The following is a 22,584-nucleotide window of genomic DNA, read 5'->3' as shown; positions in this document are numbered from 1 at the left end:
CCGGGGCCGGGGTGCGCCTGAGCGTCGATCTCAGCGGGGAAGAGACTTACCGGGTCTCCGCTTGAGCGGGTCCGTGCCCCGGTTCCGCCGGATCACCGCATACCCGCGGCGGTGCACTGCCAGAGCGGTCAGTCCTGGGCAAGGGGACGGGGCCCGTACCGCCTGTGCGGTACGGGCCCCGGATTCCGCCGCGAATCGGAAATCGCGCAGCGGGAGATGTCAGAGAGCGAGAGGGCGAATGTTCTCCGCCTGGAGGCCCTTCTGGCCCTGCGTGACGTCGAACTCGACCTTCTGGCCCTCAATCAGCTCACGGAAGCCTGCGGCATTGATGTTCGAGAAGTGGGCGAACACGTCCGGGCCGCCGTCTTCCTGCTGGATGAAGCCGAAACCCTTTTCCGCGTTGAACCACTTCACGGTGCCGAAAGCCATAAAAAATTCTCCTTCGAAGGCGCTGTAGACCCGCACTGCGCGGGCTATCCGTCGCCGCACTGATGACCCGCCGGGATCTCAGAAAAAAAATACGCCTGCGGTGAGAACCAGCAGGCGCACACAGAGTTCATGGGAACCAAAACTGCAACTCCTACGACCGTAGCAGGCTTCGGAGCGGAACGGGAATTTTCGCAGCACTTTTCTTCGGCGTTTCGGCGAGGAACTGGTGGTGCCGGCTGTACGGACCGGCCGGCCGCACGGCCAACCGGTTGCCCATGGGACCACCGGCGCCGAAGAAGCTCTGGCCGTCGACGGCCAGAGCGGCTCTGCGATGGCGCGGCCGCCAGCGGGCGAAGGGAGTGACGGCACCTGAGCGTCCTGAAGAAGGCGGGTCTGGTGGCCACACAGCGCCGCGGACGGTACGCACCGCACCAGCTGGACGTCACGGTCGTCGCCCGCCTGGGCAGCGACTTCCTCGAGGGCATACTCCGCCGACCGGGCCGCCCGGCCCGGGCCGCCGCGGGCCACCTCAACCGAAGCGGGCGCGCCGCAGCACGCCCCCCGCTTGCCTCAGCCACATCCGCGGACACCGTGGAACCTCCTTCGTGAACACCGGCCGGCCACGAGCGTGCGCAGGGCCTGTTCGGCCGCGACGTCTGCCGGGGTGATCACGATCAGGCACTGATCCGGATTACCCGGGGCGGCGAGCACGTCGTAGCAGACGGTCAACTCGCCGACCTCCGCGTGCCGGATGCGTTTGGTGCCGTGGGCGCGTTCCTGCACCGTGTGGTCGTCCCACCAGACCGCGAACTCGGTGCTGCGGTCGCGCAGTTCGGCGATCAGGGCGAGCAACGGGGGATCATCGCGACGCCGTGCGAGGTTGGCCCGCAGATTGCCCACCGTCTCACGGGCCACCCTCGTCCAGTCCAGCTGCGTCCGGCGTACCTGCGGCGACAGGAACAGCAGCCGTGCGGCATTGGCCGCCTCGCCGGTACCGAAGTCCTCGCCGAAGAGCGCCGCGGCGGCGGTGTTGCGAGCCAGCACGTCGAGACGGAAGTCGACGACGTACGCGGGCAGCAGCGGCATCCCCTCCAGCAGCACGCGCAGGGAGTCGCTGACCCGAGCCGGGACATGACGTGTGAGAGGGGCCTGTCCCCGCGCGATGAGGTGCAGATGCCGGCGCTCGGACGGCGACAGGCGCAGGGCCTCTGCCACGGCGTCGAGAACCGCGGTGCCGGGGGTGCCCACGCGCCCCTGCTCGAGCCGGATGTACCAGTCGATGCTGACCGCCGCGAGCTGCGCGACCTCCTGGCGCCGCAGTCCCGGGGTGCGGCGCCGACCCGCACGCGGCAGGCCGACCTGCTCCGGTTGCAGCCGAGCCCTCATGACACGCAGGAACTGCGCCAGGTCGGCGCGGTGCCGGACTTGTTGACTCCCCACGATGTTCATGATCCGCAAGACCGGCAGGCGCTGTCCAGCGGCAAGCCTGGCACCGCGAATACCAGCATGCGGCGGGCCTTCCAGCCCGCCGGTCCTCTCGGTGATCGTGGATCGCCACCCGGCACCGAACAGGAGAGTTCCGATGAAGCAATCGACGCGTACCGCCGCCGCCCTGGGCGCCGCCGCCACCACGATGGTCCTGGCCGCGACGACCGCGGCCGCGCACGGCTCCCACCCTGACTCCCGCCACCACGCGGGCTACGGCTACACCAGCGTCCGCAAGGGCATACCCGACTCCGCCGCCCGCTTCACCGTGACGAGCCCGCAGCTGCGCGACGGCGGCACATTCCCGGCCGGTGCCTGGGCGGACGCCTTCGGCTGCTCCGGCAGCAACCGGCGACTCGAGCTGTCCTGGCACGGTGCACCGACGGGCACCCGCAGCTATGCGGTCACCATGTTCGACCGGGACGCGCCCACCGGCGCCGGCTTCTGGCACTGGCTGACCTGGGACATCCCCGCCACCGACACCACCCTGGGCGGCGCCCTGCCCGTCGGCGCCGTCGCCGGCACCAACGACGCCGGCCTGACCGGGTACGTGGGCCCCTGCCCGCCCGCAGGCGACATCGCCCACCACTACCAGATCACCGTGTACGCCTTGGACGTCCCCAGCCTGGAGCTGCCGGCCACCACTCCCGCCACGGTCACCGCGTTCACCATGAGCAGTCACGTCATCGGCTACGCCCGTCTCACCGCGACCGCCCAGCGCTGACGGTCGGCTTCCGACCCCGTGCCGGTACAGGCCGACAGCCGACGGCCTCTACCGGCGTTCGGGCCTGAACGCGCGTCAACGGAACGGGGCTCGCCCCCGGTCAGCCTCCCCGGGGCCAATCGCCCGACAGGTCTTCAGCCATCCCGTGAGAGTCTCGAACCTGGGTTCTCCTCGGGGGGAGGTGATTGAACTGGCCCGATCGTCAACGGAGTTCGGGCGTGGACCGGCCCGGTGGCGGACCGGCCGTCCCCTCGCGTCACGTCCTGGCCGCATCCCGGGTCACGCGGCCCTGTCCCCTGCCCGGCCCGGGCTCTCCGCAGCCCGCTGCCCGGAGGTGCCGACGGACGTCATCGGCACCTCCGGGGGCAGGGTTGTGCGTTCCGCCGGCCTTCTACTCGAAGTAGAAGGCCGCAGCTCCGTTATCCGCCATATAGATTGAATCGCCTATGTAGTTGATGTTCTGCAGCTTCCCGTCTCCGTGCTTCCCGGTGTAGATCAAACGGTGCGCCTCTCCACGGACGACGACTCCCTTGCCGCCTATGGTGATCCCCGAGGCTCCTGTGACCTCGATGCCTTCCGCGAACTTCACAGCGCTGCCACCGCTGGTGCTGATTTTGTAGGGAGAGACCCAGGCAGAGCCGACTTCGAGGTCCTTCTTGATCGTGGCATCGCCCGTGACGGTGAGGTTCCCGCCCACCGTGAGCGCCTGCTGAGCGGTGAGGTCCCCGTCCACCTGGAGGCCCTTCTTCGCTTCGAGGGAGTCGCCCACCGTGGCCGTAGCCGTCGCGTCGAGGTGCCCTTCCACCGTGAGGGTCTTCTTCGTGGTGAACGCCTCGTGCGCGGTGACGTCCTGGAGGTCGGTGGAGCCGGTCACCGCGAGGTCACCGTCAACCTCCACTCCCGTGAGCTTCGGGTTCTTCACCGCGACCGTCGTCGTCAGGAAGTGCGTGGCGGTGCCGATGGTGTAGGAGAGCTCGAAGGTGGTGTCGCGGTCGATCCTTCCGCTCCACGTGAGGTCGTTCCCGACGTCCTGCGGCTTGCCGTCGCCGTAAGCGATCTTGTAGTCGAGCGTCGTGGGGCCCCGCCACGAGAGGTTCACGGTGTCGCCCGCCGCCACTTCGAGCCGGTCGGCGTGGAAGTCGATGACCGCCTGGGCCGGGATCGCCGGTGCCGGGAACTTGGCGAGGGCCAGCTTGGTGAAGCGCGGGCTGACGGGCCAGGAGCCCTGGTCCGTGGTGGCGGTCTCGCGGATCTCGATCCGGGCGGTGCCCGGGAGGTCGCTGATCGTCAGGTTCTCCAGGGTGATGGTGACACCGGAGACGTCGACGGCCGCATCGCCCTTGGTCGGCTTGGCCGAGAAGTTGGCGTAGTCGCCGGCGGGCAGTGCCATCTGGGTGCTGTCGCCCTGAAGGTGCGTCACCGTCCAGTCCTGGGCCTGCCCATCGCCCGCGTCGACGCTGAGGAGGCTCTGCGCCAGCGTGCCGACCGGCAGGGAGAACAGGATCTCCCGGCAGTAGACGGTCTCGCCGCCGCCGTTGGAGACGACGATGTGCAGGGCCGTGGGCGGGGTGTTACTCGCGGCCCGCGCGTACAGGGGGAACGGATCGCTGATGACCGCGTAGTCCAGCAGGGGCTGACCGGGGTCCGACTGGCTCATGGGGATGGGTCCTTTCGAAGTCGAGGGTGTCACTTGGTGTTGAAGCCGCCGGACAGGCGCAGGAAGCCGGTGCGCACGGTCGGGCCGTCCTCGTCCAGCCGGGCCTTCTGGTCGATCTGGACGATCGACTCGTGAGCCCAGGTGGGGGCGGGGTCGGTGCCGGCGGGTGCGTCGGGAACGACGAGCTCCGCCCAGTCCCACGTGCCCTGCGGGGCGGTGGGGTGCGGCAGGGCCAGCGCGTTGACGAAGTCGGTCGGTGCGTCGTCGCGGGCCGTGCTCACGTCCTTGGCCGGCACCTTCCGCGTCGTCGTCAGCACGGGGCTCAGCCGCAGCGCCACCTGCATCGCCGCCATCGCGGTCCGGGTGAAGCGGGACGGAAGCCGGAGCTCGGTCACCGGGAGGACGTCCGTGGTCGCGTGGACGGTGGCCTGCGGGTCGAGCAGCAGGGTGATGTGCGTCTGCTGCGTGGAATCCGCCCGCAGCGTGGGCCAGTTGGCGTCGGAGATCTCGGCGACGTACTCCGTGTGCGGGGAATCCCCCGGCGTGGCCACCGAGTAGAAGGTCCCGTAGTCGTCCTCAGAGAAGTAGCCGATCAGGCCGTCGCCCTTCTGCCCGGCGTTGCCGAGGCGGATCGGCCACCGGTAGTCGAGGTGGGCCATCTCGGGAGGGGCCGGCCGCACGGCCACGCGCTGCCGCCAGTCGGTCAGGGCCCGCCAGTCCCGCGCGTACTGCCAGCCGGGGTCCGCGACCGGCGGGCCGTCCAGCTCGAAGCCGAGGCGGGTACGGACCAGGGCCAACGGGCGCCCCAGCAGCGCGCCGAGCACCTCGTCGCCGTACGGGTTGCCCGGGTCGATCCCGGCCAGCGCGTTGTCGACGGTGGCGAGCAGGTCGGCGAAAGCGTCCGGGCCCTTCGCGGCCAGCTCACGGGCGAACGCGTACAGCTGCGGTCGTGTGTCCCGCAGGTCGTCGATGGTGTGGACCCGCGAATCCGGCAGCGGGCCCCAGCCGATCACCTTCGTCGGGTCGCCGCCGGAATAGGCCGCCCGGAGTTCGAGCCGCAGCTCGCCCAGGGGCTCGCCGGTCGGCGCGTAGCACAGCAGCGCGCGGTCGACGTAGTTGGGGACGATCCAGGCGCCCACCGGCGTGGTCTTCGCGGTCAGGTCGACCAGCTGGGTGTCGTCGTGCTCGTTGACGAAGTCGAACCGCAGCCGTGCGGGCTGGAGCAGTCGCGGCGGCAGCTGGACGAAGCGGTCCTTGAGGTCGTCCTCGGCGTACCTGCCGTTGGTGTGCAGGCTGTCGGCCACCTTCGGCTTCAGATAGTCCGCGTCCTGGTCGAGCAGGACGTCCAGGGTCTGGCCGAACTCGTCGATCACGCTCAGTACGTTCAGGGCGAACTGCCCGGCCCGGAGCTGGGTGAAGCCGGACGGCTGCCAGCCCTTGAACGGTTCGGGCAGCACGCCCGGGTCCGGCAGGTGGCTGAACGCGTCGCCGACGAGAGCGCCGATCGCGCCGGGCGGGCTCAGGTTGGGTGCCGGGTCGCGCAGGGCGAAGGCGTCGGTGAGCCCGTCCAGCCGCTGCGAGAGCAGGTCCAGGTCCTGCACCTGCGCCGCGGCACCGCGGAACGCCTCGGCCACCGCCGGGTCGTGGTGCTCCGCGGCGTGCCGTTCGAGCCCGCTGCTCATCGTGTACTGCGGCAGCGGCACGAGGAACCTGCGTCCCGTCACCTCGACGGGCTCGACGGCCGCGGAGCCGTTCTGCCACGCGTAACGGCTGCCGTCGAACTTCCAGTTGGGCGAGTCCACTTCACCGTAGGGCACCTGCCAGTGCTTGACCCTCCACTGGAAGAGCAGCGGCTTCCACGGCTGCCGCCACGGCTGTGGTGCGATGTCGGGAGTGAGCGGGCCCGGCTTGCCGAGCACGTACAGGAACTCGCCCAGCAGCGCCGACACGATCTGCGGCAGCCCGCCCACGTGCAGGGAGCCGAAGGGCCCGGGGAACGCGGCACCGGGCCGCACGCCGCCGAGGATCTGCGACGGCATGCGGCACAGGAGTGCCCCGTCGCCCGTCAGCGCCTTGTGCGCGGCATGGCTCTTCGAGCCGGCCAGCACCACCGTCGGGTCCGTCACCTGGTAGAACGGCGGCAGCGCCTCCCGGCGGACCTCGTACCTGTCGGGCAGCGGGTGCTTCGTCCGGTAGTCGGCGACGGCACGGTCGAGCGCGGGGCCGTCCGCGCCGTACGGGATCGCCGCCTGGAGCTGCTTGAGCCCGTCCAGCCGCATGGTCACCGCGAAGGCGAGGCCGTTCTCGTTCGCCGGGTCGATCTCGGCGCGCAGCTGCTCACGGGAGTACTGCGGCGGTATGAGCGGCAGGCCGTGCATCCACCACAGCGCGTACAACCGCTTCTGCAGCGCCGCGAGTTCACGGGCGGCCTGGTCGTACGCGTCCTGGGCGTTGTTGAGCGTCGCCAGCCACTCCTCCTGCCCGGAGGCCATACCCGACCAGGTGACCGACGCCGGGTCGCCCGAGGCGTTGCCCTGGTCGGTCGTGTCGGCGAGCCGCCACACGTAGCCGCCCGGGAGCTGCTGGAACCAGCTCCTGTGCATGGCCTGTGCGGTCTCGACCTCGCCGTCGGGCCCGTCGAGGGTGTCCAGGAGGCCGCTGCCCAGCGCGTGCAGGAGGTGGGCGTCCGTGTGGCCGAAGGCGTTCGCGGAGTCGGCGGGCAGCGCGGCGCGGGCCTTGGCGATCAGGGCGGCGTTGGCCTCGTCCGCGCTGCTCCCGACCGCGATGTTGTCCTGGACGGCGGTCTTGTCGGGGCGGTCCGAGTCCGGGGCGCTTCCGGCGCGGTCCCAGCGCACCGTGAGGGCGCGGCCGCAGTAGGCCGTGCTGCCGGGCGTCCAGCTCTGCGGCAGATCGGCGACCGTCCAGCCCAGCCCGGCCAGTACGGATTCCGTCGTCGCGCCCGGCGTGATCCTGCGGCGCAGCTCCTCCTGTGCCGGGTCCGAGTACCAGCCCACGATCTGGTAGTTCACCGTCGCGGTGTCGACACCGGTCAGCGGGTCGTGCAGCGAGAAGACGTTCTCGTTGTACGGCTGGTAGGCGTGGAAGGTCATGATGCCGGGGCCGGCCGCGGTGAGGAACAGCTCCTTGCGGCAGGCCTCGGTGGGCTCGTTCCAGTCGGCGCCGTCGGCACCGATGCCCTGCGCGCTGCCGATCTTCGTCGTGACGATCGTCGAGCGGTACGGCGTCACCGCCGGGTCCGTGACGCCGGGCCTGACGGGGTGCATGAAGCGCGAGGTGCCCTTGTCCGGGTCCAGGTGGTCGCTCTCCACCACCCAGGCGGTGGTCTGGGCGTCGTTGTCCTGGACGTGCCGGACGACGAGCCAGCGGTTGGGCACCAGCGGGAACTCCGTCCGCCCGCCCGCGGTGCGCGCACCGCCCTGGCGCAGCGCGTCGGGCAGCTCCCAACGCACGTGGACGCCGTCGTACTGCTTGAACTCGTCGTCGGTCTCGCCCTGGTGGGTGGCGTTCCAGGGAACTTCGTTGCTGAAGGGGTCCGGTTCCGGGCTGTGGTTGTGGCGCAGCAGGTTGAAGTTGGGCTGCCAGCGCCGGAATCCCCGGCCGTCGCGCTGGCGCACCTCCTGATTGACCACCAGGGCGTCCACGTTCACCGGGACGACGAGGGTCTCGCCGCGGTCAGCCATTGGGGTGGTCTCCTGTCGTGATGAGGGTGTGCCGCACGGCGGTGGTGAAGGTGCGGCGCTGCGCGGCGTTGATCATTTGGATGGCGAACTGGCTCGGGGTGAGCGGCTCGTCCAGGCCCAGGGGGCCCTTCAGGTCCTCGGCGAGGCGCGCGACGCGCAGCACGTGGTCGGGGTTGGCCGTGCCGGGGTCGCGCAGGTAGGAGCCGAGGCCGGGGGTGGCCGGGAAGGGGTGCTGGGCCGGGTCCAGCTCCTTGCCGATGTCGTCGCCGGAGAGGGCGCGCAGCCGGATGATGCCGTCCTCGACCGGGTCGTCGCTGCCGCCCGTGTCGGGTTCGTCGATGCCGAAGTGGACGCCCTGCTGCGGCTCGGCGATCTCCACCCGGCCGGGGATCCCCTCGATGAGCACGAGCAGGATGTCGTCGGCGAGCGCCTCGCGGCGGATGACCGGCAGTGCCTTCTCGTCGTCTCCGGTGGCGGTCGGGCTGGTGTAGGGCCGGACCTCCAGCGCGGGCCAGCCGCTGACGAGCTGTGAACGCAGCAGCAGGCCGGTGACCGGCGCGGCGAACGGGGGCAGCGGGGCCTGGCCCTTGGGCCCGAACATCAGCTCGTCCGAGGTGAGGTCGAAGGTGTGGGAGAGTCCGACGCTGAGCGCGCCGTCGAGCAGCGTGGCGGTCCAGTCGGGGTCGGTGTAGAAGAAGCGCAGGCTCTCCGCGGGCAGCATCCGGGCGTCGGGGACGAGGTGCGCGAACGGTACGCCCGTCAGGTTCCGCAGGCCGAGCAGCCGGTTCCGGACGAGGGCGAGGTCCTCGTCGGCCGTGGGGACGAGCGGCTCGTCGGCCGTGGTGAGCCGGGCGTGCAGCTCGGTGTCGGCGCGCAGCTTCTGCGGGGTGAGACCGGCGGTGACGGGCAGCTCGGTCGCGGCGGGCGCGGGGGTGACGCGCGGCGGCCGTACGGCGGTGTCCGGCGCGGGCGCGGCTGCGGCCGGGGTACGGCGGGCCGGCGCGGCCAGCAGCTCGCCGAGGTGGTCGCCGAGCCCGTTGGTCACCAGGTGTTCGAGCCGCGCCCGTGCCCCGGTCGGAGCCGAACCGTTTCGCCGCTGCTCAAGGGTCTTCTTCTCCGCCGCCCGCTGCACCTTGCCGCGCAGCCGGAGCAGCGCCGCGCCGAACTGGTGGTCCGCCAGGGCGACACCTCGGCCCGCGGTGAAGGCGGTGGCGAGGCTGACGTCGAAGACGCCGTACTGCTCCAGGTGGATCAGTGCCTCCGCCGCACAGCGGCGGCGTTCACGGTCGCTCTGCGGCTGTGCGGGCTGGGGGAGGAACGGGCCCCGGTACCAGCCGAAGGTGGCGCGCCCCGACTCCGTACGGCACGAGACCGGCAGATAGCCCTTGTCGAGCCGGTCCGCGACCTCCCGCTGGTCGGGGCCGGACAGCGGAAGGTCGGCGAGTGGGACGCGCAGCAGCAGTGCGGAGCCCTTGTCGCCCTCCGTCTCCACGAAGTGCTCGGTCAGGGCGGCGAACCCGGGCGCGTGGTCGGGGATCGTCTCGAACGACCACGACCACAGCGAGATCAGCCGCAGCTTCCCGCCGGGCCCGTCGTAGGTCTCCTTGGAGCCGTCGGGCAGCCGCGACTGCCAGCCCTCCAGCGAGACCAGGTGCGCGACGTAGCGCCCGCCCGCCGCGCGGGGCAGCCGGTTGCCGACCACAACCGCGTAGTCGCCGACCTGGATCAGGTCGTCGGTCAGCGTCACGCCCTGGTGCTGTTCGTTGACCCGGCGCACGTGCGTGAGCAGCGGGAGCTCGGCCTCGGTGGGCGCGACGGCGTGGAAGACGGCCGCGGGCACCAGGATGGTGCGGCAGACCCGGTCCATGTCCTCGGCGGGGATCGGGTCGGTCTTCGTGTCGAAAGCGGGCAGGACGACGCCGCTCTCGGCGCCGGTCAGCTCGGCGACCGTCTTCGCTTCGGTGCTGCCGAGGCAGTGCGGGTCCGTGTCGGGCAGCTCGCCCTCGCCGAAGACGAGGAGGGCCAGCCACGGCAGTCGCGTGCCGTCCGCGGCCGTCGCCTCGTCCCGCTCCCACGGCAGGGTCGCCCGGTCGAGTGTGAGGTGCGGCAGGACGTCGTCGTACAGGCCGGTGGCGCCCGGCGTCGGGTACGCGCCGTGGATCCAGTCCGGCTCCACGGTGAAGCGCGGCGCGCGGACCTCCACCTGCTGGGTCACCGGAGTGTCCAGGTAGCCGTCCTCGTCGACCCGCGTCCCGTTGCGGGTGAGGGTCTGCCGTGCCTTGAGGGTGTACCGCCCGGCGGTGATCTGCGGCACCAGCGAGTCGACGAACTGCACGTTCAGCTTCGGGTCGGGGTCCGGGGCGTACTCGGGGTGGCTCATGCCGCACCGCCTTCGGTGATTCGGGTCTCGCGGGGAGCAGCCTGCGGCCCGAGGGCCGGCGGCACGGTGACGGCGAGCGCCACCGGATCGTCCTTGAGGGGGACGGTGGCCGGAAGCAGCACCGGCTGGGCGGACGCCACGTCCACGACCCGGACCTCCCGGACCTTCGACCGGGCGACGTAGAGCCGGTCGCCGAGGGCGGACAGCGCGAGCGCGATCGGCTGCGCGCCGACCCACACGGGCTCGGCCGCCTCCTGCGGCAGGTCGCCGCTGGTGTCGAAGACCGAGACCGTGCCGGTCACGGCGTTCGCCACGTACAGCCGCCTGCCGTCGGCGGAGGCGACGAGGGCGCTCGGGCCGGAGCCCGTCCGCAGGGTGGTGGCGATCTTCTCGGCGGCGATGTCGATGACGGTCACCGTGGACTTCCCGGTGTTGAGCGCGTAGAGCCAGCGGCCCTCGGGGTCCGCGGCGAGGCGGGTGGGGAAGGGGCCCGCCGACAGGTACGCCCGGGCGGTGGGGTTGTCCAGGTTTCCGACGTCCACCTTCGACACGGCGTCGACCTGGGGCAGGGCGATGTAGACCGTCTCGTCCCACGGCATGGCGGGAATCACGTCGGCCGGCTCGGTGGTCGACTGGTCCGGTGCCAGCGTGCCGTAGCTGTGGCGCACCGTCGGAGCGCCGTTCCGGAAGTCGACGATCGCCAGCTGACCCGGCTGCGCGTAGGTGATGTACGCCCAGTCGTCGGCCGGCGAGAACGAGGCGCCCCGCGCGTTCTGCGGCAGCCAGGAGGGCGAGCCGCCGTTCAGGTCGGTGGCCGGGCCGGGCGGGTTGGCGGCGATACCGAAGGCGTCGATGTGCTGCGAGCCCGGGGCGGCGGCGCACAGCCGGCTGCCGTCGGGGCTGACGGCGAGGTGGTCCGCACCCTGGTTCCGCAGCGCGATGGGCTGGTACGCCGTCAGGCTCTGCGCGTCGACCGGCGTCACGGTGGCCCCCGCGCCCAGTACGTACAGCCGCTCGCTGGCGGTCGGCTCGCCGGGGACCGGGGGTGCCGGCTGCGCCGTGACGTCGCCCGCCACCAGTGCGTCGGTGGCCGTGAGCCGCTCGTTGGTGCCGGGGCTCACTCCCAGGTAGTCCATCGCGGCGAACAGCCGGTCGCGGGACTGGTCGACCGGCGCACCGGTGACGGCGCCCGCGTTCGCACGGGGCTTGGGCACAACTACCGTTTCGGCGACGGGCTCCGCGGCGACCGGTTGCCCGGCCTCGACCGGTGCGGGCCCGGCCTGCGCGGGGGCGGCTCGCATGACGTCCCGTACGGTGGCCGGCCGCACCAGCGGCAGCACGCCGTCCGGCCTGCGGTCGTCGTGCGCGATCGTCCCGGCCCTGATCGGCCCGGGTGTGCTGCCCTGTGCGGGCGGTGGCAGCCGCAGGTCGACGCCCATCAGCTGGTCGTCCACCCGTGCCGGGCCGTTGGGGCTCAGCTTGCCGTCGTACGGGCCCCAGAGTGCGGCGGGCAGGCTCGCCCGGTCCTGCGCGGCGTCCCCGGCGTACCAGGCGCTCAGGTCGTGGACGTCCGAGCCCTTGGTGAGCGTGACGGTGAGGACCGAGTCGAGGTTCCTGCCCTCGTCGCGGCGGGGGCGGATGTCGACCTCGCTGCCGGGGTGGTCGTCGGTGGTGCTCGCGTCCTTGCCGAGGCTGAGCCTGGAGACGGGGACGGCCGTGCGGAGCGCGAAGGAGAAGGCGCCGGGGCCGACGATCCACAGGGCCGGTTCGTCCTTGGACCGGACCGGCAGCAGTCCGTCCACGGGCACCAGCCGGAGCGCGTCCTGCTTCGCGGGGAGCTGCTTGACCACGTCCGACCAGGGGGCCGCCGTGTCGTCCTGGGCGCTGCCGTCTCCGAAGCCGATGGTGAACGAGATGAACCACAGGTGGACGGTGATCTCGCCGCCCGTCGGCGGCCCCCACAGGTGCAGGGAGGCGCCGACCTCGACGCTGATCGTCTCGCGTACCAGCCACAGGTCGAGCACGAAGCTGACGCCGATGCTCACGCCGATGTCCGCGTCGAAGTGGAACGGCGCCCACTCGATGAGGATGTCGGCGTACGCGGTCAGCCAGGCGTGCAGGTCGCCGGAGCGGAAGTTCACGTCCAGCGCGCCGCCGGCCATGATCGCGCCGGGGGTGAGCGCGAAGTACGAGCCTCCGCTGATCGTCAGTTCCGAGGTGACCGTCCAGTTGAAGCCGAGCCTCGGCACCTGCGGATAGTGGTCGGGTACCAGGTACTTGGGGTGGTAGCCGCCCAGGGTCAGCACGAAGTCCCCGGCGTGCGCGTCGTCGAACCAGGTGTACAGCGCGAACCCACCGGTCAGGACGCACGACTCGGACAGCAGGAACGAGCCGGGGGCGAGCTGCGCGGTCAGCTTCAGGACGCGCTCGCTGGCGCGGTACTTGGCGGACAGCCCCAGCCGCACCCGCGCGTAGGTGCCCAGGGAGCGGTCCTTGGGGAAGCTGGCCTCGGCCGTGCCGAGCACCGCGACGGCGAAGTCGTCGCCGACCTCCAGCACCAGCAGTGCCTGGCCCTCGAGGAACTCGAAGACGCGGAAGCCCAGCCCGGCCGCGAACCACAACTGCCCGCTCCTGGGCCGCACCCAGGCGTTGTCTCCTTCCATCAGCGTGCCGAGGACGTCCAACGGGTCGGTGGAGTCCAGGCCCTTGAGGAACGGGAAGTCGAGGACCTGGTCACCCTCGGGCAGCCGCAGATCGGTGTTGAGGCCGAACCCGGCCATGATGCTCGTGACCTGGACGGGCGGCGGGCCGCCGAACTCGCCGTCCACCTTGCCGAAGAGGAAGAACGACGGCTGGTCGGGGTGCGCGGTGGGGCGTGCGTACGCACCCAGGGCGGTGAGGCCGAACTCCTCGGCCTTGACGGTCAGTACGCCTTCGATCAGCGGGTCGTAGTTCTTGTCCGTCCTGTCCACCAGCGCGCCGCCGATCGCCAGCGGCGGCCGGGAGTAGTCGACGCTCAGCCCGTCCAGGCGGAACTTCGGGACGGTCGGGTGGGACAGCTCGATGCCCAGGCCCAGCCCGTCGACACCGACCGTGAGCCCGGCCATGCCGAGGGAGGCGTCGAAGAGCACCCACACGGTGCCGTCGGCGAAGCCCGCGCCGACGCGGCGCAGGGTCAGCGGACCGACGGAGCGCTGAACACCGATCCAGGCGACGAGCGGAAGGCCGCCGCCGCTGCCCTCGGCGACGGGCGCGCCGTCCTGCGTGATCGTGCGCGGGGCCGGGGCTTTGTCGCTTCCGCCGTCGCCCCGGACGGCGATCGACGTCGTCCCCGTCCGGCCCGGCAGCTTCAGGTCGACCGTGAAGGCCATGCCCTTGGCCGGGCCGTCGGCGGGCAGCTGGGGAAGCGTCGCGTCGACGGCGGTCAGCGCCTTGTTGAGCTCGGTGACGCGGTCGGCGGTCAGGGCCTCGGAGGTGACGAGGGCGCCCAGCCCGCACAGGCCGATGTCCTCGGCCTCGGGTATCTGGCCCTGTAGCAGCGGCACTTGGGAGAGCCTGGCGTCCAGTCCTAGTCCGACCCGGACGGCCCACGCGCGGCTGCCTCCGGACGGCTGGTCCGAGACGACGACCAGCGAGCCGCCGCTCTTCTCCTTGGCGGCGAACACGACGGCCTTGCGGGCGGTGGTGTAGCCGACCGTGATCCCGTCCAGGGTGCCGAGTACGGTCAGCACCTGGTCCGCGGACGCGTCGGTGATGCCGAGGAGGCGGGCGAGGTCCGCGAAGGAGACGCCCCCCGAGTCCGCGCAGGTCGCGGTGAACTCGGCCTGCTGGACGTCCTTGACGGTGAAGGTCAGCTCATGCTCCGGGGAGACCTCCAGGACGAGGGTCCCCTCGTACTGCTGGTCGTAGCCCGGCTGTCCGTCGGTGCGCTCGGTGAGCTCCACCGTGACGTCGAGGTCCGCCTCCACCGCGCCGAGCGGGAACCGGGCCTGCGCATGGAGATCGAACTTCTTGGCGGCACTGTCGTACGTGACCGTCAACTGCTCGACGGTGACGTCCTGGAGGACGGGCGGCGGCTGGATCCCGAAGGCGGCGAAGGCGTCACCGAGCCCCATGTCGGTGGCGTCCAGCTCGAACCGCCACCCCCCGCCGGTCTGCCAGGAGCCGTGCACGTCCACGGTCGCCTCGCCCAGCGTCCAGACCGCGGTGGCCTCGGCCGTCGTCGTGCTGCCGGCGTGGAGGAGGCTCAGCGTGACCTCGGAGAGGGCGATGTCGTCGGTGACGTGCCAGACGTCGGTGAGGTCCACGTCGATGCCGTAGCCCCAGGCGGGACCGCGCCCGAGCTCCGCGCCCACCGTCAGGCGGTCGATGGTCAGTTCCGGGGGCACGGGGACGCCCGGGAAACGGGCTTCGAGCAGCTTGCCCAGGGGCAGCGGGCCCTCCAGAGCACCGGTGAGGGTGCGGTCGGGCAGGCTCACCGCGACGTCCACGGCGACGCCGTCCGTCAGGGTGACCCGGCCCCCGAGCACGGTGGCGAGGGCGGGCTTCGTGCCGTGCGGGTTGCCGACGACGAACTCCGCGTGCAGGCCGTCCACCGTGATCAGGTCCGGCAGAGCCACCCAGGAGCCGCTCAGCGCGAGCCGGATCCCGAGGGCGAGCCAGCGCGCGTCGGAGCCGCCTTCAGGTTTGCCGGGTGCGAAGTTGAGGCTCAGGCCGGTCAGTTCGAGGGTGGCGCCCTCGGGCGCGATGCCCGTCAGCAGATCGAAGGCCCCGGCCAGCGACTGCTCCCAGGGCAGCAGCGCGTCCAGGCCGGCCAGCGGTACGCCGGGGAAGTCTCCCGTCAGCCGCCAGCTCTGCAGCTCCCCCTGGGGCGGATAGCCCCACAGGTAGGGCCGGGGCGACGTCTGCTGGTCGGGGAAGAGCAGCTCCACCCCGCAGCCGACCTCGGCCGCCGCGGTGGCGCCGGCGGCGGGCTCGACCCCGAACACCAGGTGCTGCGGGCCGAGTCCGATGGTCTCCAGTACGGAGGGGATGCCCGCCAGCTCGGCGGGGAGCCCGGGGCCGCCGGCCTGGAGGACGACGTCGACGCGCACGCCGGCAACGGCCTGGCCGTCGGTGTCGGGCAGGAAGACGACGACGGCCGGGGAGGCGGCCTGGTCCTTCAGCGCGACCTGACCGGTGACCCGCAGCGCGTCGGTGTCGACGGCCGGGCTTGCGACGGTGAGGGTGGCGTCGGGCAGGAAGCGGGTGAAGAGGTCGGCTAAGGGCGCGAGTTGGAGCGTGTCCGCGGTCATGCGCAGGGAGCCGTCGCGCTGCGCCTGCTCCAGGGTGTCGCGTAGCTCGGCAAGGGTGAGAGGCATGGTTACCGTTCCTGTCTACGCGTAGGTGATGGCGTAGCCGCTGGGCTCTTTGGCGTCCAGCACCAGGTGCCAGTCGACGCCCTTCTGGTTGGGCAGTGCCATCGAGCTGAAGATCCCTTGCGCGGGGGTGTGGACGAAGGGCCCGTTGGGACCGCCTCGATCGTCCTGTGCGACGTATCCGCAGGAGGCCGGCACCGTGGCTCGCGGATAATTGATGTTGTTCCTGGTCCGCACGTTGTTCCAGTACGGCACCACACGGTTCATGTTCCTGACCCGGCAGGTCGCCGACCCCCGGAACTTCTTCACCCCGGTGCTGAGGAACAGGGCGCTCGGCTTCGTGACGTCCAGCCAGCCGTTGCTCGTGGAGGTCTCGCTGCCGTGGTGGCCGAGTTTGAGCCACAACTCACCCTCGCGCTTGACCAGATCGGCTGCCGCGCCTTCCAGACATTCCTCGTTCAGCACCACCGCGTCGGCCATCAGCAGCACCTTCTGCCGGCTGCCCACCGGACCGTCGTCCACCAGGACGGTCACCAGGCTGGACATGTTGGCGATGGGCTCCTTGGGACCGGACGCGAACTTCGTCTCGTCGCCCATGTACGCGGCACCGACCATGTACAGATTGGCACCGGTACCGGGCAGCAGCTTCTCCGGTGTCGCCGGCATGTTGACGAGCTCAGGCTCCTGCTTTATCGCCTGACTGCCGGAACTGTCCTTGAAGCTCTGCCAGTTGTCGATGAGCCTCGCCAGAAACTTGGTGCGGTCCTTGTAATCCCGGGCATCGAGTCCGTACAGAATCCGGTCGATGCCGAACCTGAGGATGTTCGACCCGTTCGCGGTTTCCAGGACATCCCGGAGCAGATTGAAGTGGTCCTCGTCGGGATGGGTGATGATCAGGCAGTCCAGGACGCCCGGCTTGGGCAGGTTGCCGAGATACTTGCCCATCTCAGTCTGAAGTCGCTGGACCAATTGATCCTTGGGCGACGCCTTCGAGGCCGCGGCGTTGTGATGCGGCACCGGCCCCGTCGAACCGCAGTCGATCAGTACCGCGTGTTTGCCCTGCTTCTGATTGTTCTGCCAGTCGTAGAACCACAGCAGCGTGCAGTCGCCCTGACCCACATTGAAGAAGACGGCTTCAACCGGCATGAACCTCTCCGCATTACGTGGAAAGAAAACGGGAACGCCCGATCTCTCCCACAACACCCCCGGAGCCGGGCCGGGTTAGCATAATCATCTTTTCGGGAGGCCCGCGTCGCCGCCGCACCTCTTTCCGGCCACGCTTGCTACGTGCACGGCACACCGCATCATGGGCGGCCGACTCACCGCACGACCGCCGACGCCAGTGCCAGCAAGGCCCCCAGGGGACGAACACTCGGAGTAGCGCCGAGGTGACGGTCGGCTCTCAGGTCGGGCAAACATGGCCGAAGATCACCCGTTGGGCACGCCACCACCAATGAAGCGAGCCGACCAGGGCGGCAGGGTACGGCTGACGCACATCGCGGGCCGGCGGCTCTGGTCACGGATCCGACGCTCCGTCACTCATCCCGGACGACGGACCTGACGACGGACCTCCTCCCCCGCCTTCTCGGCTGACGGTCCTCGCGCACGTCGAGAAGCAGGACGCGGCCAGGACCTGGAGGAAAGCCTCCTCAGGCCCGCGTGATCGCGAATCCACCGAGAGCGAACAACACCCGGCCGCCGGTGGCGAGTTGCGGGTGTTCGCGCCGAACGGCCGCCGCCTGCTCGGGTCAGGGGCGTGCCGGTTCGCCCGGCCGGGGTCGGCGTCAGTGTGCACCCCACGCGGATCAGCAACGGCGGGGCGAGCCCGGCTGCAAGTGGACCAATGCCCGCGGTGAGAGCGGGCCGGGTGATCCGCGCCCGCTCCACGGTCTCCGTCACCGTGCGGCGGCGGCTCCGTACAGGGCGCGGATCAGGCGGTCGTTCTCCGGGCCGGCGGCGGCGGGGAAGGGGGTGCGCCGGCGGGTGTAGCCGTAGGCGATGCCGTTGCGCGGGTCGGCGAAGGCCTGCTGGCCACCCGCGCCGCTGTGGCCGAAAGAGCCCTGACCGAGCTGCGGGTAGTACTCGGAGGTGGCGTGGAACCCGATGGTGAACGCCTTCTGCGCGCCGAGGACCACGTCATGGCCGATGGACTGGATCTGCCCGACCGCCGCGAGAGTCTCCGGCCTGAGCAGTGGAGCCGAGCCGTCGACCGACCCGATCGCGGCCGCGTACATCCGGGCCAGACCGCGCGCCGAGGCCACCCCACCGAACGAGGCGGTGCCCAGGGTGCGGACCACCTGGAAGTTCGGCAGCTCCCACACCCCGGGGTTCTGCGGGTGATTGCGGTTGAAGGCGATGCCGGACAGGCTGTTCGGGCCGCTCGCGGACTCCGCCAGCGCGGCCAGCCGCTCGGGAGTCGCCACCATCGGCTGGGCACTGAGGAACCGGGATTCCTGCTCCGGTGGCAGCCCGAGGTGGAAATCAACCCCGTACGCGTCGCGCACGCGCTCGGCGAACAGCTCCTGAACCCTGCACCCCGTGGCGCGGCGCACCACCTCGCCGCTGAGCGCCCCCATGACCAGCGCGTGGTAGCCGAACGCGGTACCCGGCCGCCAGTACGGGCGCTGTGCACCGAGACGCTCGGCGACGCTCCGGTCATCGGCGAGTTCCTCGATCGTGAACCCTGCGTCCGCGCCGACCAGGCCGGCCCGGTGCGCCAGCAGCTCGCCCAGAGTCACCTCCCCCTTGCCCTCCACCGCGAACTGCGGCCAGTAGTGGCTGACCTTCTGCTCCAGGTCCAGCACGCCTTCCTGCACGAGTGACGCGACGACCAGGTGCGCGGCCCCCTTGGAGGCGGAGTACGCGCCGAGCAGTGATTCCGCGGTGATCTCCGGGCCCGTCCACAGGTCCACGATCGGTTCCCCGTGCCGGTAGGCCACGAGCTGGGCGGCATAGTCGCCGCCCTCCCCGGTCGCGACCGCGGCGAACTCCTCACGGACCGGCTCGAACCCGTCGGCCACCGTGCCCCGCACCACGTTCTCGTCCATCATCACTTCCTCTCAGCTCCGTTCAGCTCCGTGACGACATGGGTTCCCGCGGGCGTCCCGCGAGCCCAGCCAGCTTAGTTACCAATGGTTACTTATTCTTCCGCACTGGTCCAGCCCGGGATGGAAACTCTCGTCGCGGGCACCCGCCGACAGTGGTCTCGTATAGTCCTGGCCATGGCCGATGCCCCGACAACCCGATCACGCCGGGGACGCCCCGCACAGATCAGCCGCGAGCTGATCGTCGACACCGCCATCTCGACCGGGAACCTCGACACCCTCACCATGCGGGAACTCGCCGCCCGCCTCGGGGTCACCCACGCCGCGCTCTACCGCTGGGTCAAAAACCGCGACCAGCTGTTCGACCTCATCAACGAGGTCATGGTCGAACGGGTCCTTCCTGCCGAGGGCCCACGAGAGCATGACTGGCGGCTCTGGCTCGCGCACCTCGCCTGGGGCATGCACGACCGCTTCCTGGCTCTGCCCGGCTACGCGACCCGCATCTCGCGACCGCACCGCCACACCGTCCAGAGCTTCGAACGACTCCGCAGCAGCGTCATCACCGCCTTCACCGACGCCGGAGTCTCGCCCCACCTGGCCGAACAGAGCTGGTACATCTTCATCACGTCCGTCGTCAGCTGGCTCGCCGTCCAGGAGCACCCCCTCGACCTCGGCGACAGCACCCCCCGCTTCGAACTGTTCCTCGACACGCTTCTGCGCGGCCTACCCGCACAAGAACCAGGCGCCGAACGACGATAGACCTCGGCACCGCAAGGCGATGGCGGTGAGAGGCCGAGCAGGAGTCCGGCTCCGGTGAGGAGACCGTCGGGCACGTCCGGCCGGTACTTCAGGCCGAACGCCTGCCACACCCGCAACACCGTCGACTGCGACAGACCGGCCCGCTCGTCCATCGAGCGGGTCGACCAGCGCGTGGCGTTCTTCGGCCTCGTCTCCAGCGTCAACCGGACCTGTTTTCGGCAAGGTGAAAGAGAGCCGCTGCGGCAACGAGAGTGGGAGCCACGCTTCGACAAGTTGATCACGAGCCTGTTGCTCTGATCATGTGCGACATGCCGCTTCCGGGGTAATGCCTGGTGTTGAGCTGTTTGGCCGGTCACGCTGTGCGGACTGTTGATCACGGTCGTGTCAGGAGTCCGTGGGTGTACAGATCGCGTGAGCGGCTTTACGAGCAGATCCGCCGGGATCGTCGGCTGGACCCCACGGTGTCGGCACGGGCGTTGGCGCAGAAGTACAAGCCGGCGGCTGCCGCCGGATCCGCGTCCGCTGCCGGACCTGTCCAAGTACGACCGGCTGCCGGGGCCGGTCGTCAGCACCACGACGACGAAGGGCACGAGCGCATGAGCTCCGCCAGGACCGTTGATGAGACGCTCGCGGAGCATCCGGTGCCGCCGCGGCGGATGCCGCTGCCGCAAGCCGAACCGGAAGACGCGATCATCGACGAGGCATGCCGGGAGCTGAAACTGCCGACCATTCGCGCCCGGCTCGTGGAACTGGCCACTACCGCCCGACGCGAGGGGTTCTCTTACAAGCAGTTCCTTGCCGATCTGCTGCAGGTCGAGTGCGCCGACCGCGACGTGCGCCGAAAGCAGCGGCTGGTGAGGGCCGCGAGGTTCCCGCAGTCGAAGCGGCTGGAGGACTTCGAGTCCGACAAGAGCCCCAACGTCACCCCCGAGTTCGGCTACCTGAACCTGGACAAGAAGGGCGCCAAGCTGTTGTTCCAGATTTCCACCAAGCGGGAGCAGCGCAAGGCGACCGCGGTGGCCTCGAACGCCCTGTTCAGCGAGTGGGACAAGCCCTTCACCGACCCCCGCCTGTGCGCGGCGATTGCCGACCGGCTCACCTTCAAAGGCACCCTGATTCAGACCGGCACCGATTCTTACCGGCTCAAGGCCACCGAGGCCGAACGGCAGACGAACAGGCGCCGGTGATGGCAAGGAGACCGAACCAGTCTGGACCGTCGGATCAGTCCGGTCGGGCCGGCCGTCTGCGTCTGGGCGTCGAGCTCGAGCAGATCGCCGAGCAGCTCAGCTCACTGGCCCGGGCGCAGGACCGGTTGCATGACCTGTACGAGGCGGTCCTCGGCCGGGACGTGGACCTGGCCGTGGTGCTGCAGCTGATCGTCGACACCGCGATGGAACTGGTCGGCGCCCGCTTCGGGGCGCTCGGCGTGCTCGACGAGAACGGCGAATATCTTGAGCGGTTCATCCCGGTGGGCCTGTCAGCGCAGGAGCGGGCCGACCTGGCCGGGGTGGATTTTCCACGCGGTCGCGGCCTGCTGGGATACTTGATCGCGCACCCGGTACCGCTGCGCGTCGACGACATCTCCGCCCACCCGGACTCAGCCGGCTTCCCTCCCGGTCACCCTCCCATGCGCACCCTGCTCGGGGCCGCGATCAGCACGCGCGGCAAGATCTACGGAGACCTCTACGTCGCCGAACGGCACGACGGCCAACCCTTCGACGCCCACGACGAAGCACTCATCATCGCACTCGCCAGCGCCGCCGGCTTGGCCATCGACGACGCCCGCCTCTACGAACAGACCCGTCTCGACGCCGAACACTTCCAACGACTCCTCCTGCCACAACTGCCCGACCTGCGACCCTTCGACGCCGCCGCGGCCTACCGCCCCGCCAGCACCCCCAGCCACATCGGAGGAGACTGGTATGACGCGCTCCTGGTCCCCGACCACGCCTGCGCAGCCGTCATCGGCGATGTCGTCGGCCACGACCTTGAGGCCGCCGCTGCCATGTCCCAGATCCGCAACATGCTGCGCGCCCTGCTCTACGACCAGCGCACCCCACCAAGCGCCGTCCTCACCCACCTCGACCGCGCCCTCGAAGCGATCACCGACCAGCCCGTCACCACCGCCTGCCTCGCCCGCATCGAACCCGCCCAGCAAGGCACCTGGACACTGCGCTGGAGCACCGCAGGCCACCCCCCACCCCTGCTCATCACCCCCGACCACCAAGCCCGCTACCTGCACGCCGACCCCGACCTCCCCCTCGGCGTCGACACCGCCCAGCCGCGGACGGACCACACCCACCCCATGCCAGCAGGCTCTACGGTGATCTTCTTCACCGACGGGCTCTTCGAACACCCCGCACACCCGGTCGAAACAGGGCTGGACCGCCTGGCCGCCCTCGCCGCCGAACACGCCGCCCTACCTCTGCACGACCTTGTCCGAGCCCTGGCCGACCACCACCCCAGCGACGGCCACGACGACATGGCCATCCTCGCCCTCCGCACCCCACGCGGCTGACAAGGCAGCACGCCACGGACGAACGCCTACGCGAAGTCGTCACCAGGGCGAACGTTGCCTGATGCGGCACCAGCAGAACGGGTGCGTCCACGCGAGATCGATGTGAGTTCTCGAATGCCCGTCATGTAGGCAGCGCCATACGGCTGAGCCGCACCCGACACGGCACCGATCACCACGGCGTCGGGCGGACGAGGTGGATAACTGGATTTCGCCACACCCTCAGATGAGTCGCCCGCCCTCATACTGCGGCCTGGAAGCGTGCCCGGCGTACCCGGGGCGCTGGGAGGTCGCGACAGCCGCCGCAAGCGGGTGGGGGTTGCCTCGGACGATGCCGTCACCAGACGGCCGATCGGGTCGGCTCACCGACCCGCTCGGAGGATTGATGCACGTATCCCGTGCCTTGCGTTCGATCGTCGCCGCCACCTCGATGGGAGCGGCGCTGGTGGCCTCCCCGGCGTGGTCCGCCGCGCCCACCGCCAGAGCCGTACTCGAGCCGGCCGTCCACGGGACGGCTACTCGGTCCGCTGACT

Annotated in this window: 12 protein-coding genes and 1 pseudogene; 5 read left to right on the top strand and 8 right to left on the bottom strand. The window is 70.6% G+C overall.

The window, feature by feature from the left end; all coding sequences use genetic code 11:
- Positions 1-219: 219 nt before the first annotated feature.
- Positions 220-429: a cold-shock protein gene (locus tag ACSMTC_RS36125; RefSeq protein ID WP_344638812.1), complete on the bottom strand. Its 210-nt coding sequence runs from the start codon at positions 427-429 to the stop codon at positions 220-222.
- 363 nt (positions 430-792) lie between these two features.
- Between ACSMTC_RS36125 and ACSMTC_RS36120 the strand changes: the two are divergent.
- Positions 793-921: pseudogene (locus ACSMTC_RS36120) on the top strand (transcriptional regulator); the annotation flags it as partial.
- Positions 922-999: 78 nt separating this feature from the next.
- On the opposite strand, the gene ACSMTC_RS36115 reads toward ACSMTC_RS36120, so the two are convergent.
- A complete protein-coding gene (locus ACSMTC_RS36115) occupies positions 1,000-2,058 on the bottom strand; it encodes a helix-turn-helix transcriptional regulator (protein ID WP_436563958.1) in 1,059 nt (352 codons plus the stop codon).
- On the opposite strand from ACSMTC_RS36115, the gene ACSMTC_RS36110 reads away from it, so the two are divergent.
- Positions 2,012-2,638 (top strand): YbhB/YbcL family Raf kinase inhibitor-like protein, encoded by a 627-nt coding sequence (locus tag ACSMTC_RS36110; RefSeq protein WP_436563957.1) that lies wholly within the window; start codon positions 2,012-2,014, stop codon positions 2,636-2,638. The genes ACSMTC_RS36115 and ACSMTC_RS36110 overlap by 47 nt on opposite strands.
- Positions 2,639-3,029: 391 nt before the next feature.
- Here the strand turns inward: ACSMTC_RS36110 and ACSMTC_RS36105 are convergent, their stop codons facing one another.
- From ACSMTC_RS36105 to ACSMTC_RS36080, 6 genes are all read right to left on the bottom strand, one after another.
- Positions 3,030-4,295: a hypothetical protein gene (locus ACSMTC_RS36105; RefSeq protein WP_436563956.1), complete on the bottom strand. Its 1,266-nt coding sequence runs from the start codon at positions 4,293-4,295 to the stop codon at positions 3,030-3,032.
- Between the two features lie 29 nt (positions 4,296-4,324).
- Positions 4,325-7,996, bottom strand: coding sequence for a hypothetical protein (locus ACSMTC_RS36100; protein ID WP_436563955.1), 3,672 nt, complete (start codon positions 7,994-7,996; stop codon positions 4,325-4,327).
- On the bottom strand, positions 7,989-10,376 hold the full coding sequence (locus ACSMTC_RS36095) for a hypothetical protein (protein ID WP_436563954.1): 2,388 nt from the start codon (positions 10,374-10,376) through the stop codon (positions 7,989-7,991). Before ACSMTC_RS36095 ends, ACSMTC_RS36100 begins: the two co-directional genes overlap by 8 nt.
- On the bottom strand, positions 10,373-15,736 hold the full coding sequence (locus ACSMTC_RS36090; RefSeq protein WP_436563953.1) for a DUF6603 domain-containing protein: 5,364 nt from the start codon (positions 15,734-15,736) through the stop codon (positions 10,373-10,375). Before ACSMTC_RS36090 ends, ACSMTC_RS36095 begins: the two co-directional genes overlap by 4 nt.
- A gap of 15 nt (positions 15,737-15,751) precedes the next feature.
- Positions 15,752-16,879, bottom strand: coding sequence for a ComEC/Rec2 family competence protein (locus ACSMTC_RS36085; RefSeq protein WP_436563952.1), 1,128 nt, complete (start codon positions 16,877-16,879; stop codon positions 15,752-15,754).
- A gap of 749 nt (positions 16,880-17,628) precedes the next feature.
- Entirely contained in the window at positions 17,629-18,783 is a 1,155-nt protein-coding gene (locus ACSMTC_RS36080; protein ID WP_436563951.1) for a serine hydrolase domain-containing protein, read from the bottom strand.
- Positions 18,784-18,954: 171 nt separating this feature from the next.
- Between ACSMTC_RS36080 and ACSMTC_RS36075 the strand changes: the two genes are divergently transcribed.
- The 3 genes from ACSMTC_RS36075 to ACSMTC_RS36065 all read left to right on the top strand — a co-directional run bounded on the left by ACSMTC_RS36075 (position 18,955) and on the right by ACSMTC_RS36065 (position 22,054).
- Positions 18,955-19,536, top strand: coding sequence for a TetR/AcrR family transcriptional regulator (locus ACSMTC_RS36075; protein WP_436563950.1), 582 nt, complete (start codon positions 18,955-18,957; stop codon positions 19,534-19,536).
- A gap of 656 nt (positions 19,537-20,192) precedes the next feature.
- Positions 20,193-20,723 carry an ATP-binding protein gene (locus ACSMTC_RS36070; protein WP_436564906.1) on the top strand — a complete coding sequence of 177 codons (531 nt, stop codon included), beginning with the start codon at positions 20,193-20,195 and terminating at the stop codon, positions 20,721-20,723.
- The gene (locus ACSMTC_RS36065; RefSeq protein WP_436563949.1) at positions 20,723-22,054 is read left to right on the top strand and encodes a PP2C family protein-serine/threonine phosphatase; all 1,332 of its coding nucleotides are present in this window, start codon (positions 20,723-20,725) and stop codon (positions 22,052-22,054) included. The genes ACSMTC_RS36070 and ACSMTC_RS36065 overlap by 1 nt, the downstream gene beginning before the upstream one ends.
- The last annotated feature ends 530 nt before the right edge of the window (positions 22,055-22,584 follow it).

This window comes from Kitasatospora sp. HPM-01-4, from assembly GCF_051374625.1.
In the GTDB taxonomy this organism is placed as follows: domain Bacteria; phylum Actinomycetota; class Actinomycetes; order Streptomycetales; family Streptomycetaceae; genus Kitasatospora.
Note: the sequence above shows the minus strand (reverse complement) of the source record. Positions and strands in the feature narration are given on the sequence as shown.